Here is a 15,682-nt window from a genome sequence, read left to right on the forward strand (position 1 = left end):
GTATGCGTGAACAATATCAACAAAAAAATGACCAGTTATATGTATTGCTTATCAGCGTCCATGGCTTAATCAGGGGTGAAGCACTTGAACTCGGGGCAGATGCAGATACCGGTGGGCAATGCACTTATGTCCTGGACCTTGCCAAAGCCCTGGCGGAACATCCGCAAATCGGCAAGGTAGATTTACTTACCCGCTTAATTCAGGATCCCAAAGTCTCCGAGGGCTATGCACAAGCCGAAGAAATACTAAGCGAAAAAGCCCGTATTATCCGCTTTCCCTGTGGCCCCAGGCGCTATTTGCGCAAAGAAGCCCTGTGGCCGCACCTGGACCAGATCGTGGATCGCTGCCTGCATTATTTGCGCCACCAAGGCCGTTTGCCCGATGTGATTCACTCGCATTATGCCGATGCAGGCTATGTGGGGCGACAGCTCTCCATGCTACTGGGGATTCCGCAAATTCATACTGGCCACTCGCTGGGCAGGCCCAAACAGGAACGCCTGCTATCCAGCGGACGTAAAGCACAAACCATAGAAAAACAGTTTAATTTTGAGCGGCGCATCGCTGAAGAAGAGGCGCTGATCCAGCATGCTTCACTGATCGTGACCAGCACACGCCAGGAAGTCGAATTGCAATACGGCATGTATACCCATCCTGATCCCAAGCGTTTCCGTATTATTCCACCTGGGACAGATACTTCCCGCTTTTTACCGCCAGACCGAAAACATGTCTCCCCAACGGTCGAGCAAAGTGTGGGACATTTCCTGGAAAACTCGAAGAAACCGATAATTTTATGCATATGCCGGCCAGAGTTGCGCAAGAACCTCAAAGGCCTGGTCGCTGCCTACGGCAATAATGAAGCATTGCAACGTCGTGCTAACCTGGTGCTGGTCGCAGGTAGCCGGGAGGATATTCGCACCCTGGATAAATCCCAGGCAGCGGTACTCACTGAATTGCTGCTGGATATAGACACCTATGACCTGTGGGGAAAAGTTGCTATCCCCAAGAATCATGCGCAGGAAGATGTGCCCGAGTTCTACCGCATGGCAGCCAAAAGCCGCGGCATATTTATTAATGCCGCGTTTACCGAACCTTTTGGACTGACACTGCTGGAGGCCGGCGCCTGTGGCTTGCCTGTCATTGCCCCCGATGACGGCGGACCACGTGATATCCTGGCCAACTGCCATCATGGCTTGCTGGTGAATACGCTGGATAGTACTGCCATTGGCGACACATTGTTATCTGCATTGACGGACAGGCCCCGCTGGCGGAAATGGGCCAAAAGCGGCGTGATCAACGTGAAGCGCCATTACACCTGGGCCGGCCACGTCAATAAATATGTCAAAGAAATACGCAATCTGCTACGCAGGCAACGCAAGAACCTGCGCAAACAACAGATTACGCTACATAGTGGTAAATCTCACATTCCACTGGCGCAACATGCTTTTATCACCGATATCGATAATACCTTGCTGGGGGATCGTGCAGGCCAGGAAGCACTGGTGGCATGGCTAAGGGAGAATGCCGGCTATACCATTTTTGGCATTGCCACAGGCAGGCCTCTGGAAAGCACCATGGATATTCTGCGCAAAAACCATATCCCGATCCCCGATGTACTGATTACCTCGGTCGGCTCCGAAATTCATTACGGTTTACGCCGTATTCCGGATATTGGCTGGGCCAATCATATCCGCCACCAGTGGCGGCGCGATGATGTATTGAAAGCGATGGAAAAAATACCCGGCCTCCGGTTACAGTCGGCAGAAAACCAGCGCGAATTCAAGATTTCCTACCTGGTTGATACCGGGAAAATACCCTCCATGGAACACATCACCCAGCATTTGCGCAAACAGGGTTTGCACGCACAAGTGATTTACTCGCATGGGGAATTTCTTGACCTGTTACCGGTACGCGCCTCCAAAGGTCATGCCATTCGCTACTTGTCTTACAAGTGGGGGTTGCCACTGACCAACTTCCTGGTTTCAGGCGACTCGGGCAATGATATTGAAATGCTGGTGGGCGATACTATGGCGGTGGTGGTTGGCAATTACAGCGAAGATCTTGCGCATCTGAAAGGATCTACCCGGATTTATTTTGCCGAAGCCAGCTATGCGCACGGCATTCTGGAAGGCATGCAGCACTACAAATTTGGGACTCCTGCAGCCGAGAAAGAACATGATGCGGTTTTACTGACAGAAAGATAGTCATATTTCTGGACACATGCATGACCTGGAGAGCTTAAATGTACGAACAAATCTCGCACTCTCTGTTGAATGATATTCTGCTGGAATTCAAGCAGCCCAAAGGGGAAGACTGGCGGCATTTCTATACCCGCCTGGGGGCTAATTTCTACGCCATTCATTCCCTGTTCCAGCATTTGTACGGCCATCGCGACGACTTTAAAGCGCAAATGGGGAAGCTTGTGTCTGCCCTGGCGCAGTATTTTTCGCAACGTGCCCCACATTTAAGAAGCAAAGACCTGGAACGCGAAAAAAACCACGACTGGTTCATGCAACAGAAACTGGTCGGCATGGCGCTCTATTGCGAAGGCTTTGCCGGCAACTTGCAAAACATGCGTGAAAAGCTGCCCTATCTGCAGGAGTTGGGTATTAACCTGATACATATCCTGCCCATCCTGGATTGCCCCGAGAAACAAAATGATGGCGGCTATGCTGTCCGCGATTTCCGCAAAATTGACCCCCGTTACGGTACGCTGCAAGACCTGGATCAACTGGTGACTGCCATGCAGCAATGTGACATGCTGCTGACACTGGACGTGGTGGTAAACCACACTTCAGACGAGCACGCCTGGGCCATGAAAGCCAAACAGGGCGAGCAGCAATACCAGGACTATTACTATATGTATCCTGACCGCACCATGCCGGATATGTTTGAAGCTTCAATGCCGGAAGTGTTTCCGGAGCATGCGCCGGGCAGTTTCACCTTCAACCCGGAAACCAATCAATGGGTCATGACGGTCTTCAACAATTACCAGTGGGATCTCAATTACACCAATCCGTCGGTGCTGATTGAAATGGTGGAAATCATTTTGTTCTGGGCCAATAAAGGCGTGGATATCCTGCGCCTGGACGCTGTGGCATTTTTGTGGAAAAAAATAGGCAGCAGTTGCCAGAACGAACGCGAAGCGCACCTGATTCTGCAATTATTGAAAGACTGTTGCCAGGTCACCGCACCCGGCGTGATTTTTATTGCAGAAGCGATTGTCGCACCGATTGAAATCATCAAGTACTTTGGTGAGGATGCCATTAACGCCAAAGAGTGCGAAATCGCCTATAACGCCACGTTCATGGCCTTGCTCTGGGATGCCGTGGCGACGAAACGGACCCTGCTGCTCACCAAAGGCGTGGAAGACCTGCCGGAAAAACTGGACCGGGCCACCTGGCTCAACTATGTACGCTGTCATGACGATATTGGCCTGGGGTTTAGCGACAAAGCCATTATTGAAGCAGGCTTTGAACCTGCCGCCCACCGCCACTTCCTGATTGAATACTATACAGGCCAGTATCCGGAGTCCAATGCCAGGGGCTTTGCTTTCGGCGTCAACCGGAAAACCGGCGATGCCAGGATCTCCGGCGCGCTGGCATCTCTGGCCGGCCTGGAAACAGCGCTGGCCAACAATGACCAACCAGCCATCGACAATGCCATCCTGACGATTGTGTTACTGCACAACCTGATCATGTCCTTTGGCGGCATTCCGCTGCTTTACTATGGTGACTCTGTGGGTACCTTGAACAATGACGGCTACCTGCAGGACTCTTCCAAAATGCACGATAACCGCTGGGTGCACAGACCAACGCTGGACTGGGATATGTTAGCCCTGAGAAACGAGCCAGGCACAGTTCAACAACGCTTGTTCAGCCAGATCAGGCAGATGATCGCAATCCGCAAGGAAATTTCCGCCTTTGCCGACCTCAATAATCGCGACCTGATTGCCGTTGAAAATCCGCATTTGTTTGCATTCAGCCGCTATGTACAAACTGGCATGAACTCAAATGTGATTGTGGTTGCCAATTTTGATGCGGATGCGCAACGCGTGGAATTACCAGTTTTCAGGCAAAAAGGGTTGCTTAAAACAGAAGGTACACTGATTGATTTATGTACCGGGCAAACCGTACAGATAGAAGAAGACGCGCTGATCATTCCAAAACTGACCGCTTACTGGTTACCGGGTTAAGCACTCATCACGCAAAGGGAAAATTAATAGTCAATGCGCGTGGTCAGGCGTTTTTTCTGGTGTTGCCGGTATGCCAGTAACAGTATAATGCCAGCCACATTAGGGAACCAGATATACCAGGTCGACCACGGAATACCATCCACCTTGAAATCCGACACAGGCCAGAACATGGGAGTGGGAAAATATTGCAGGCTATGGAAAGGGAAATCCAGCATGATATGGAACGGCCAGGCCAGCATCGCAAACGCGATATCCTTACGCCAGATGGCGACCAGGCCGATGACCGCAAACGCAATCACAAAGCTATGCCCCACCGTATAGGCAGGATAAATCCAGCCGGGTAATGTCGCCAGCGCTGGTTTTCCCCACTGGTAAGTGCCGTCCATCACGCGCATGAAAAATAATGCGCCGAAAGAAATCAGGTCAGGCATGGCCCCCATCAGTGCCGCAAACTTTGGATATTTGCGGAAGCCAAACAGGCCGTATCCCCACAGTGCGTGACTAAACGTATCCATGGCCTTCTCCTGGAAATCAGGCGGCCAACTGGCGAATTACCGCTGCCAATTGCTCTGCCTGTGCTTGCACCAGCGCTTTGTCCAGCCCTTCGACCATGACGCGAATCTTGGGCTCGGTACCCGATGCACGCAATAACACACGACCCTGCCCATTGAGGATGGTTTCTGCCTGCTTGACTGCTTCCTGCACAGCCACCTGGTTTAAATCCAGTTTTTGCTGCGTCGTCACATTAATCAATACTTGCGGATAAAGCACCAGGCTCTCGCCAAGCTGCTGCAGGGTTTTACCGCTCTCACGCAAGGAGTGCAGCACTTGCAAGGCCGCAATGATGGCATCACCGCTGCTATGCTTATCCAGGGTCAGGATATGGCCGGAATTTTCACCGCCCAGTTTCCAGTTCTTGCTTTGCAGCAATTCAAGCACATAACGGTCACCTACTTTGGCACGGCCAAAAGGAATCTGGTGTTTCTGCAATGCATGTTCCAGTGCCAGGTTGGTCATTAATGTGCCAGCCACACCACCTTTCAGTTTACCTTTGGCATACAAACCCATGGCGATGATATACAGCAACTGATCACCATCCAGCAGATTGCCCGACCCATCCACCATCATGACACGGTCACCATCGCCATCAAAAGCAATGCCGAGATCGGCCTGATGCCCGACCACGGCTTTTTGCAGGGCCTGCGGATGGGTAGACCCTACGTTTTCATTGATATTGAGGCCATCCGGTTGATTGCCGATGGCGATTACCTCGGCCCCCAGCTCATGAAAAACTGGCGGTGCCACATGGTAAGTCGCACCATGTGCGCAATCCAGCACAATTTTCAGGCCACGCAAATCCAGGCGGGCAGGAAACGTGCTTTTACAGAACTCGATATAGCGACCGGCAGCATCATCCACACGCCTGGCTTTACCCAGGTTGGCAGAATCCATCACCTGCATAGGCTTGCCCAGTTCGGCCTCAATCGCAAACTCCAGCTCGTCCGGCAGCTTGCTTCCCTGTGCGGAAAAAAACTTGATGCCGTTATCGTAATAGGGATTATGGGAGGCCGAAATCACAATCCCCGCCTGGGCACGCAATGCACGCGTTAAATAAGCCACCGCCGGGGTCGGCATAGGGCCAGTTAATAGCACATCCACACCTGCAGCGGATAAGCCAGCCTCCAGTGAAGCCTCAAGCATATAGCCGGAAATACGCGTATCTTTACCAATCAGCACCGTGGGGCGCTTGCCTTGCGGCAGATGCTCATGGCTGGCAAGGACTCGGCCGGCGGCATAGCCCAGTTTCATGACAAACTCTGGATTAATCACACTCTCGCCGACACGTCCGCGAATACCATCTGTCCCAAAATATTGTTTACTCATTGTGATGCTTTCTTATCTAACAGCCTGTGACCGGCTTGATGATATTTCAATCTTCCAATTGCCTGTTTAATTCAATTAAGCCCCTGGGCTTATTTAAGTGCAGCGACGACTTTCAGCGCTTCCACAGTTGCTTTCACGTCATGCACGCGCAACAAGTGTGCGCCTTGCATGCCACTGACAACCGCGGCGGCGATACTTGCATAAAGGCGCGCATCGACATCATTGCCAGTCATTTGCCCCAGGACAGACTTGCGGGACAGCCCGACCAGCAGCGGACAGCCCAGGTCGAGTAATTGTGGCAAGGCTTTGGCCAGCGCAATATTATGCGCGCGCGTTTTACCAAAACCAAACCCTGGATCCAGCATGATACGATCCTGCTGGATACCCGCTTGTAGACACGCATCCCGCTGGATACGCAGAAAGTCTTTGACCTCTGCCACCACATCCTCGTAGTGCGGATTATCCTGCATGGTTTGTGGTGTGCCTTGCATATGCATAATACAGACACCAGCATCGCTGGCGGCAATAATGTCCAGCGCCTCCGGTTCCTGTAGTCCGCGTACATCATTCACCATACTGGCACCGGCAGCAATGGCGGCACGCATCACGGCCGGCTTATAGGTATCAATCGAAATCGGCACTGCAATATTGTGTGCCACCAGGGCCTCAATCACCGGAATCACGCGCCGCAGCTCCTCTTCGACCGTTACGGGCGCGGCATTGGGGCGTGTGGACTCGCCACCGATATCCAGAACGGCAGCACCCTCTTCAATCAGCTGTAAGGCGTGAGCAACTGCTACCTCAGCCTGTGTATATTTTCCGCCATCGGAAAAGGAGTCGGGCGTGACGTTGACAATGCCCATGACTTTTGGGGTGCCAACATCGAGAGTAAAGCGTCCACAGCGAAATTGCATAAATGGCGTTTCCAGAAAAACAAAGGCTGGCAAATGCCAGCCTTTATATTTTACCACCAAGCACTCAGGCAAAAAACTTAACTCTGATTTGCCTCATCACCTTTCGCGGTCGGTTGTGGCGAGGGGTTCACAATAGTACCACTGCCGCCACTACCACCCGTGGTGACAGGAGGGTTATTTTTTTGCTTGGGTGGACGCACCGGCAAGCCAGACATGATGTCATTGATCTGGTCCGCATCAATGGTTTCCATTTCCATCAATGCCTTGGTCATGGCTTCCACTTTGTCACGGTTGTCTTCCAGCAGTTTGCGGGCAATCGCATACTGTTCATCCAGAATACGGCGGATTTCTGCATCCACTTTTTGCTGAGTGGCTTCAGAGACCGTACGGGAAGACATACTACCCATCCAGGAATCCTGCTCACTACCGGCATACACCATGGTACCCAGTGCATCAGACATACCAAACTTGGTCACCATGTCACGCGCCATTTTGGTCGCACGCTCAAAGTCATTCGAAGCGCCGGTAGACATTTGGTGCATGAAAATCTCTTCGGCAATACGGCCACCGAACAGGATGGAAATATCTTCCAGCATCTTGTCTTTATAGTTACTGATGCGGTCGTGCTCAGGCAATTGCCAGGTTAAGCCCAACGCCCAGCCACGCGGCATAATCGTTACCTTATGTACCGGGTCTGCTTTAGGTAACAATTTGGCCACCACTGCATGGCCAGACTCGTGGTAAGCCGTATTCAGGCGCTCTTCCTCACGCATGATCATGGACTTACGCTCAGGACCCATGAAGATTTTGTCTTTGGCATCTTCAAAGTCCTGCATATCGACCGTGCGCTTGTTACGGCGTGCTGCAAACAAGGCTGCTTCATTGACCAGGTTGGCCAGATCTGCACCACTGAAACCTGGTGTACCACGCGCCAGGATATCTGCTCTCACATCCGGGTCAATAGGCACTTTGCGCATATGCACATTCAGGATTTGCTCACGACCCTTGATATCAGGCAAGCCCACCATGACCTGGCGGTCAAAGCGGCCTGGACGCAGCAATGCTTTGTCCAGGACGTCGGCACGGTTAGTTGCAGCAATCACAATCACGCCGGAGTTCGCTTCAAAGCCGTCCATCTCCACCAGCATCTGGTTCAAGGTCTGTTCGCGTTCATCATTACCGCCGCCGGTACCTGCACCACGATGGCGGCCCACTGCATCAATCTCGTCAATAAATACGATACAAGGTGAGTTTTTCTTGGCGGTTTCAAACATGTCACGCACACGTGCCGCACCAACACCGACAAACATTTCAACGAAATCAGAACCGGAAATGCTGAAGAACGGTACTTTGGCTTCACCGGCAATCGCACGTGCCAGCAGGGTCTTACCTGTCCCTGGAGGGCCTACCATCAATACCCCGCGTGGAATACGCCCACCCAGTTTCTGGAACTTGCTCGGATCTTTCAGGAATTCGACCAGTTCGGCCACTTCTTCCTTGGCTTCGTCGCAACCGGCGACATCTGCAAATGTGGTGCTGTTATTGGATTCGTCCAATTGGCGCGCCTTGCTCTTGCCAAACGAGAATGGGCCGCCGCCCTTGCCGCCACCCTGCATCTGGCGCATAAAGAAAATCCAGACCCCGATCAGCAGAATCATGGGGAACCAGGACACGAAAATACTCATCAGCATGGATTCATGCTCTTCCGGTTTGGCTTCCACAATCACATTGTTTTTCAGCAGGTCGGACACCAGCCATGGATCGGATGGGGAGAAGGAGTCATAGCTTTTGCCTTCGTTGGTCGTTACATGCAGGGAACGGCCATCAATCTGCACCTTGGCAACTCGGCCATCTTTGACCTCTTGCATAAATTGCGAATAAACTACTTGCCCGCTGTTTCTGCCTGGGCCGTTGAATTGATTAAATACCGTCATCAGCAACAAGGCGATCGCTACCCAAATCGCGATATTTTTCAATAGATTATTCAAGGTGGTTCCTTAACTTAAAAACGAAAGGCGGGAATGTCCCTAATGGTAAGAATGGAGGCAAAACCAAAACTTTCAAGCCTAATAACGCATTGTATACCCAATTTTTTTGCTTGTGCGGCGAAACTAAAGGTCAAAAATGGTTGCAATTCAAGGTTTTCGATGCAGGCCGAGCAAATATACTTCACTGCTACGGTCGCGTGAGGCTTTAGGCTTACGGGTCACCACTTTTTCAAACTGGCTGCGCATTTGTTTGACAATGTCATCAAACCCGCTACCGATGAATACTTTGACCAGGAAATGCCCACCCGGTTTCAGCCATTGCTGGCAGAAATCCAGCGCCAACTCAGTCAAATAACTGGCACCTGCCTGGTCTACATCTTTCAGGCCACTCATATTCGGCGCCATGTCCGAGATCACAAGATCCACCAGTTTGTTATTCAGGCTACTCTCTAATTGTTGCAGCACGGACTCTTCGCGGAAGTCGCCACAGATAAATTCGACACCCGGAATCGGGTGCATTTCCAGGATGTCCAGCGCAATAACACGCCCCTGCCCTTTCAGACGCTGCACCGCGACTTGTGACCAGCTGCCGGGTGTAGAACCCAAATCGACCACTGTCATGCCGGGCTTGATCAGTTTGTCTTTTTCATCGATTTCCAGCAGCTTGTATGCGGCCCGCGCGCGATAGCCCTCTTTCTGCGCGCGCTTGACGTATTCGTCATTCAAATGCTCTTGCATCCAGGCCTTGCTGGTTTTGGAAGGTTTCATAGAGTGAATATTCGCTTCATGCTAAAATAAAGGATAATTTGAAGGAATCGCATGCAATTAAACAGCAAACAAATCGCTTATTTACGTGGACTTGCCCACAATCTTAACCCGGTCGTCATGATTGGTAATAATGGTCTGACCGAGGCTGTGTTGAAAGAGATCGACATCAGCCTGAATGCGCATGAATTAATCAAGGTGCAAGTGGCAGGCGATGACCGTGAATTGCGCAAATCCATCCTGAATGAAATCAGTGAAAAAGTCAGTGCGGCGCCTGTCCATCATATCGGTAAACAATTGGTATTTTACCGTGCCAGTGACACCATTAAAGCATCGGCTAAAATCGTCATTCCTAACGTTTGACAAGACCGCTGCATTGACTAAAAACGCGCAATCATTTGCGCGTTTTTTATGGGGGCTAGCTGGATTTAATCACCAGCCATAATCCCAGCAGGCATTCCACCATATACGCAATACTGGCTACACCATGCCAGGTCCTGAAGCGGCTGGCAAACACGCTTTGCATGACATCATTCGGCAAGGCACTGGCCTTGAGTTGCGCCAGCAAAGGCTGAATACCGAACTCACCCACCAGCACCAGTACCCACATCACGAAGATGACCCAGAACAAGCCTTGCTTCAGCGCGGAAAAACCTTCTCCAGCCAGTCGTTGCAGCAACAGCCATAAGCCACTGGCCATACCAATATAACTGACGATGGTGAACAGCTTGCCAGCAACCAGCCCTGCCAGTTGGCGATCGGCAATGGTCTGGAACAGCACGCTGGCAGTGATGGCTGTCATCCATAATGCCCCCACCCACAACGTGAGCACTACCGGGGTCAGCCATCCTGTCAGTCCTGTTTTGCGTGCCATGTCAGTCTTCTTTAAATATAAAGCACTTCTATAATTTCATACTCTTTGATGCCGCCCGGTGATTGCACTTCGGCAACTTCACCCTCAGATTTGCCAATCAGGCCACGCGCAATCGGTGAGCTGACGGAAATCTTGCCATTTTTGATATCGGCTTCATCTTCACCGACGATCTGGTAAGTTTTGGCATCACCCGAATCCAGGTCTTCAAAGCGTACAGTCGCGCCAAACACGACGCGGCCATCCGCGTTCAGCATGGTTGGGTCAATAATCTGCAGGTTGGACAACTTGCCTTCCAGTTCGGCAATACGACCCTCAATAAAGCTCTGGCGCTCTTTGGCTGACTCATACTCTGCGTTCTCGGACAAATCGCCTTGCGCACGGGCTTCGGCAATCGCCTGGATGATATTAGGGCGGTCAACCGCACGCAAACGTTGTAATTCTTCCTTGAGTAATTCTGCACCACGTACGGTGACAGGAATCTGATGTACTGCCATAACATAAACCCTGAAAAAGTTAAGTATAAAAAAAATAAACCACACCCGGATGAGCGTGGCTTATTTCAATATCAATGTAAGCCTAGTTTAAGTTAAGCAAGTCGTTTGTGCAAGTCTTGCACCGAATAGACATCCATATCCTTGCTTTGTGCCATACCGATGCAAGCCGCGCGCGCGCCGGCCAGCGTGGTGTAATACGTCACCTTGTTCTGCAATGCGCTGCGGCGGATTTCGTAGGAATCGGTAATGGCTTTTTTGTCTTCCGTGACATTGACGATCAGGTTGATTTCGTCGTTCTTGATCATGTCGACAATATGCGGCCTGCCTTCGGCTACCTTGTTCACCGGCGTGACTTCCAGGCCCTGCTCGGACAATGCACGTGCCGTGCCTTTGGTGGCCACCAGGGTGAAGCCCAGCTTGACCAGATCTTTGGCGATATCAATCACTTTGTGGTGATCTTCGTTACGTACACTGATAAACGCTTTACCGCCAGTCGGCATTTTCACTGAAGCACCCAATTGAGACTTTACAAACGCTTCCGCAAAGGTTGTGCCAACACCCATTACTTCACCCGTCGATTTCATTTCAGGCCCCAGGATGGTATCTACCCCTGGGAACTTGATGAACGGGAACACGGCTTCTTTAACGGAGTAGTAAGGCGGCACAACCTCTTTGGTCACACCTTGTGACTGCAGCGATTGGCCAGCCATGCAACGTGCCGCAATCTTGGCTAATTGCAAACCACAGGCCTTGGACACAAACGGCACGGTACGTGAGGCACGCGGGTTCACTTCCAGTACATACACCACTTCGCCCTGCCCGGTATTCTGCACGGCAAACTGCACGTTCATCAGGCCTTTTACACCCAATGCTTTCGCCATTTGCACGGTCTGATTGCGTAACTCATCTTGCAGGCTGTCGCTCAGGCTGTAGGGTGGCAGCGAGCAGGCAGAGTCACCCGAGTGTACGCCGGCTTGTTCCACGTGCTGCATAATGCCGCCAATCAATACATCTTCGCCATCACTCAACGCATCAACGTCAACTTCAATCGCATCATTGAGGAAACGATCCAGCAACACCGGTGATTCGTTAGACACTTTCACCGCTTCGCGCATATAGCGCTCCAACTGGCTTTGCTCGTGCACGATTTCCATCGCGCGGCCGCCCAAGACGTAAGAAGGACGCACCACCAACGGATAGCCAATTTCCGTTGCCAGGCGAATCGCTTCTTCAGGTGCACGCGCCGTACGGTTTGGTGGCTGCTTCAGGTTCAGGCTGTGCAGCATCTGCTGGAAGCGCTCACGGTCTTCGGCACGGTCAATCGCATCTGGCGTGGTACCAATAATAGGCACACCAGCTTTTTCCAGGTCGCGCGCCAGTTTCAATGGCGTTTGACCACCATATTGCACGATCACGCCGACCGGTTTTTCGATATTGACGATTTCCAGTACATCTTCCAGTGTCACTGGTTCGAAGTACAGGCGGTCAGAAGTGTCGTAATCGGTAGACACGGTTTCCGGATTACAGTTGACCATGATGGTCTCATAACCATCTTCGCGCATGGCGAATGCCGCATGTACGCAGCAATAGTCAAACTCAATGCCCTGGCCGATACGGTTAGGGCCACCGCCCAATACCATGATTTTTTTCTTGTCAGTCGGATTGGACTCGCACTCTTCCTCATAGGTGGAGTACATATAAGCCGTGTTGGTCGCAAATTCAGCCGCGCAGGTATCTACCCGTTTGTACACGGGGCGCACACCCAAAGCCTGACGGAAAGCGCGCACGGCATGCTGGTCAGTATCCAGCAATTTGGCCAAACGGCGGTCCGAGAAGCCTTTGCGCTTGAGCCTGAAAACCGTTTCCTTGCTCAAATCGGCGATATGCTTGCCACCCAGGGATTGTTCCAGCTTGATAATTTCCTCAATCTGCACCAGGAACCAGCGGTCAATTTTGGTAATGTCGAAAATTTCATCGACACTCATGCCGAGGCGGAAAGCATCTGCTACATACCAGATACGCTCAGGACCTGGCTCACCCATTTCCTTGACGATACGGTCTTTATCATCAGTCACACTATCCAGGCCGTCTACGCCCACTTCCAGGCCACGCAAGGCTTTCTGGAAAGACTCCTGGAAGCTGCGGCCCATGGCCATCACTTCACCGACAGATTTCATCTGTGTGGTCAGGCGGCTGTCAGCCTGCGGGAATTTTTCAAAGGCAAAACGTGGCACTTTGGTCACCACGTAGTCAATCGATGGCTCAAACGACGCAGGCGTCTGGCCACCGGTGATTTCATTGCGCAATTCGTCCAGCGTAAAGCCTACCGCTAGTTTGGCTGCGACTTTGGCAATCGGGAAGCCCGTTGCTTTAGAGGCCAATGCAGATGAACGTGATACACGCGGGTTCATCTCGATCACAATCATGCGGCCGTCGTCAGGGTTGATGGCGAATTGCACGTTGGAACCACCGGTATCAACACCGATTTCACGCAATACCGCCAGTGAGGCGTTACGCATGATCTGGTATTCTTTGTCAGTCAGGGTTTGTGCTGGCGCCACGGTGATGCTGTCACCGGTATGCACGCCCATAGGGTCCAGGTTTTCGATGGAACAGATGATGATACAGTTATCCGCCTTGTCACGGACCACTTCCATCTCGTATTCTTTCCAGCCCAGCAATGATTCTTCAATCAGCAACTCGTTGGTGGGTGAAGCATCCAGGCCGCGCTCACAGATGGCAATAAACTCTTCGCGGTTGTAAGCGATACCACCACCGCTACCCCCCATGGTAAATGAAGGACGGATAATTGCCGGATAGCCGATATTGGCCTGCACCTGCAAAGCCTCTTCCAGGCTATGCGCAATCGCGGAACGTGCAGAACCCAGCCCGATCTTGGTCATGGCTTCCTTGAACTTCTGGCGGTCTTCCGCTTTATCAATCGCGTCTTTGGACGCGCCGATCAACTCTACATTGTATTTCTGCAATACGCCGTGCTTGTCCAGGTCCAGCGCACAGTTCAGCGCAGTCTGGCCGCCCATGGTAGGCAACAAGGCATCCGGACGCTCTTTCTCAATGATTTTCTCCACCATCTGCCAGGTAATTGGCTCGATGTAAGTCGCATCGGCCATTTCCGGGTCAGTCATGATAGTGGCCGGATTGGAGTTGACCAGAATGACGCGGTAGCCTTCTTCGCGCAGGGCTTTACATGCTTGCGCACCGGAGTAATCAAACTCACAGGCCTGACCAATGACAATCGGGCCTGCACCGATAATCAGAATACTTTTAATGTCGGTTCTCTTTGCCATTAGCTGGACTTTCTTTCTTGCGATGATTTGCTTTCTTGCATTAACTGGATAAAGCGGTCGAACAACACACTCATTTCTTGCGGCCCTGGGCTGGCTTCCGGGTGGCCCTGGAAGCTGAAGGCCGGTTTGTCAGTACGCGCAATACCTTGCAGGCTGCCATCAAACAGTGACACATGCGTCACTTTGATATTTGCTGGCAAAGTGGTTGGATCTGCCGCAAAGCCGTGATTCTGGCTGGTGATATAGACACGCTTGCTGTCGACATCCTGCACCGGGTGGTTGGCACCATGATGGCCGAATTTCATCTTCAAGGTTTTGGCACCGCTAGCCAATGCCAGCAACTGGTGACCCAGGCAAATACCAAAGGTTGGAATGCCAGTGTCAACTAAAGTTTTGATGGCTGCAATTGCATAATCACAAGGTTCCGGGTCCCCTGGACCGTTGGATAGGAAAATACCATCCGGATGATAGGCCAATGCCTGCTCTGCTGTCGCCTGCGCTGGCAATACAGTCACTTTACAGCCACGGGAAACCAGCATGCGCAGAATATTGCGTTTCACACCGTAATCGAATGCCACGACATGGAATTGAGGCGCGGTAGTTTTACTGAAGCCCGAGCCTAACTGCCACTCAGCCTCAGTAAACTCATAAGGCTGGGTACAGCTCACCACTTTTGCCAGATCCATGCCGGCCAGGCCCGGGAAGCCGTTGGCCAAAGTCAGCGCCTGTGCTTCATCCACAGACTCACCTGCCATGATACAGCCGGCCTGGGCGCCTTTTTCGCGCAGGATACGGGTTAGCTTGCGCGTATCAATATCGGCAATTGCGACAACATTACTGGCTTTGAGATAATCGGAAAGATTCTGTTCACTGCGGAAATTGCTTTCCAATAAGGGCAAGTCACGAATAATCAGACCCGCAGCATAGACTTTGCCTGACTCGACATCTTCGGCATTGGTACCATAGTTACCAATGTGCGGATAGGTCAATGTCACGATTTGTTCGGCATAGGAAGGATCAGTAAGAATTTCCTGATAGCCGGTCATGGAAGTGTTGAACACGACCTCACCGACTGTATGACCGGAAGCGCCAATGCTAATGCCCTTAAAAACAGTTCCATCTGCTAATACTAAAATCGCTGGAATTGTTTTTGACACCTTTAGCTCCTTAAGTTTGATACGAAACACATCTTTAAGAGGGTTCACTCATGGCCCGAACGGATTTCAAGCGGCGGTGAATAGATGTGCAAAACGGGAAAAGCTT

The 15,682-nt window shown here is 51.6% G+C and carries 12 protein-coding genes; 3 read left to right on the forward strand and 9 right to left on the reverse strand.

The genetic code is table 11. The features are described from left to right. Positions 1-2: 2 nt before the first annotated feature. Entirely contained in the window at positions 3-2,201 is a 2,199-nt protein-coding gene (locus tag BLP53_RS05790; RefSeq protein ID WP_091471205.1) for an HAD-IIB family hydrolase, read from the forward strand. Positions 2,202-2,239: 38 nt separating this feature from the next. Further along, positions 2,240-4,192 (forward strand): alpha-amylase family protein, encoded by a 1,953-nt coding sequence (locus tag BLP53_RS05795; protein WP_091471206.1) that lies wholly within the window; start codon positions 2,240-2,242, stop codon positions 4,190-4,192. A 23-nt stretch (positions 4,193-4,215) separates the two neighbouring features. On the opposite strand, the gene BLP53_RS05800 is transcribed toward BLP53_RS05795, so the two are convergent. The 5 genes from BLP53_RS05800 to rlmE form a co-directional block, all read right to left on the reverse strand. Continuing rightward, entirely contained in the window at positions 4,216-4,707 is a 492-nt protein-coding gene (locus tag BLP53_RS05800; protein WP_091471207.1) for a hypothetical protein, read from the reverse strand. A gap of 16 nt (positions 4,708-4,723) precedes the next feature. Beyond that, positions 4,724-6,076 (reverse strand): phosphoglucosamine mutase, encoded by a 1,353-nt coding sequence (gene glmM / locus BLP53_RS05805; protein ID WP_091471208.1) that lies wholly within the window; start codon positions 6,074-6,076, stop codon positions 4,724-4,726. An 89-nt stretch (positions 6,077-6,165) separates the two neighbouring features. Beyond that, positions 6,166-6,990, reverse strand: a complete 825-nt coding sequence (gene folP, locus BLP53_RS05810) for a dihydropteroate synthase (RefSeq protein ID WP_091471402.1) — start codon at positions 6,988-6,990, stop codon at positions 6,166-6,168. A gap of 77 nt (positions 6,991-7,067) precedes the next feature. Continuing rightward, positions 7,068-8,978 carry an ATP-dependent zinc metalloprotease FtsH gene (gene ftsH / locus BLP53_RS05815; RefSeq protein ID WP_091471209.1) on the reverse strand — a complete coding sequence of 637 codons (1,911 nt, stop codon included), beginning with the start codon at positions 8,976-8,978 and terminating at the stop codon, positions 7,068-7,070. Positions 8,979-9,125: 147 nt separating this feature from the next. Beyond that, complete coding sequence (gene rlmE, locus BLP53_RS05820) at positions 9,126-9,746, reverse strand: 23S rRNA (uridine(2552)-2'-O)-methyltransferase RlmE (protein ID WP_091471210.1); 621 nt, start codon at positions 9,744-9,746, stop codon at positions 9,126-9,128. Between the two features lie 51 nt (positions 9,747-9,797). Between rlmE and yhbY the strand changes: the two genes are divergently transcribed. Beyond that, complete coding sequence (yhbY, locus tag BLP53_RS05825; protein ID WP_091471211.1) at positions 9,798-10,106, forward strand: ribosome assembly RNA-binding protein YhbY; 309 nt, start codon at positions 9,798-9,800, stop codon at positions 10,104-10,106. A 55-nt stretch (positions 10,107-10,161) separates the two neighbouring features. Here yhbY and BLP53_RS05830 read toward each other — a convergent pair whose 3' ends face one another. The 4 genes from BLP53_RS05830 to carA form a co-directional block, all read right to left on the reverse strand. Then, entirely contained in the window at positions 10,162-10,617 is a 456-nt protein-coding gene (locus tag BLP53_RS05830) for a DUF4149 domain-containing protein (RefSeq protein WP_091471212.1), read from the reverse strand. 11 nt (positions 10,618-10,628) lie between these two features. After that, entirely contained in the window at positions 10,629-11,111 is a 483-nt protein-coding gene (gene greA, locus BLP53_RS05835) for a transcription elongation factor GreA (protein ID WP_091471213.1), read from the reverse strand. Between the two features lie 92 nt (positions 11,112-11,203). Beyond that, positions 11,204-14,419, reverse strand: coding sequence for a carbamoyl-phosphate synthase large subunit (gene carB, locus BLP53_RS05840; RefSeq protein ID WP_091471214.1), 3,216 nt, complete (start codon positions 14,417-14,419; stop codon positions 11,204-11,206). Further along, a complete protein-coding gene (carA, locus tag BLP53_RS05845; RefSeq protein WP_091471215.1) occupies positions 14,419-15,576 on the reverse strand; it encodes a glutamine-hydrolyzing carbamoyl-phosphate synthase small subunit in 1,158 nt (385 codons plus the stop codon). The genes carB and carA overlap by 1 nt, the downstream gene beginning before the upstream one ends. Positions 15,577-15,682 lie beyond the last annotated feature (106 nt).

Origin of the sequence: Methylophilus rhizosphaerae (assembly GCF_900100975.1) — a bacterium.
Taxonomy (GTDB): domain Bacteria; phylum Pseudomonadota; class Gammaproteobacteria; order Burkholderiales; family Methylophilaceae; genus Methylophilus; species Methylophilus rhizosphaerae.

What these genes read in the sequence shown, in the direction of transcription:
- BLP53_RS05800 (WP_091471207.1), bottom strand. Translation starts at nt 4,707, where the DNA reads ATGGATACGTTTAGTCACGCACTGTGGGGATACGGCCTGTTTGGCTTC.
- greA (WP_091471213.1), bottom strand. Translation starts at nt 11,111, where the DNA reads ATGGCAGTACATCAGATTCCTGTCACCGTACGTGGTGCAGAATTACTC.
- glmM (WP_091471208.1), bottom strand. Translation starts at nt 6,076, where the DNA reads ATGAGTAAACAATATTTTGGGACAGATGGTATTCGCGGACGTGTCGGC.
- rlmE (WP_091471210.1), bottom strand. Translation starts at nt 9,746, where the DNA reads ATGAAACCTTCCAAAACCAGCAAGGCCTGGATGCAAGAGCATTTGAAT.
- yhbY (WP_091471211.1), top strand. Translation starts at nt 9,798, where the DNA reads ATGCAATTAAACAGCAAACAAATCGCTTATTTACGTGGACTTGCCCAC.
- carB (WP_091471214.1), bottom strand. Translation starts at nt 14,419, where the DNA reads ATGGCAAAGAGAACCGACATTAAAAGTATTCTGATTATCGGTGCAGGC.
- BLP53_RS05830 (WP_091471212.1), bottom strand. Translation starts at nt 10,617, where the DNA reads ATGGCACGCAAAACAGGACTGACAGGATGGCTGACCCCGGTAGTGCTC.
- folP (WP_091471402.1), bottom strand. Translation starts at nt 6,990, where the DNA reads ATGCAATTTCGCTGTGGACGCTTTACTCTCGATGTTGGCACCCCAAAA.
- BLP53_RS05790 (WP_091471205.1), top strand. Translation starts at nt 3, where the DNA reads ATGCGTGAACAATATCAACAAAAAAATGACCAGTTATATGTATTGCTT.
- BLP53_RS05795 (WP_091471206.1), top strand. Translation starts at nt 2,240, where the DNA reads ATGTACGAACAAATCTCGCACTCTCTGTTGAATGATATTCTGCTGGAA.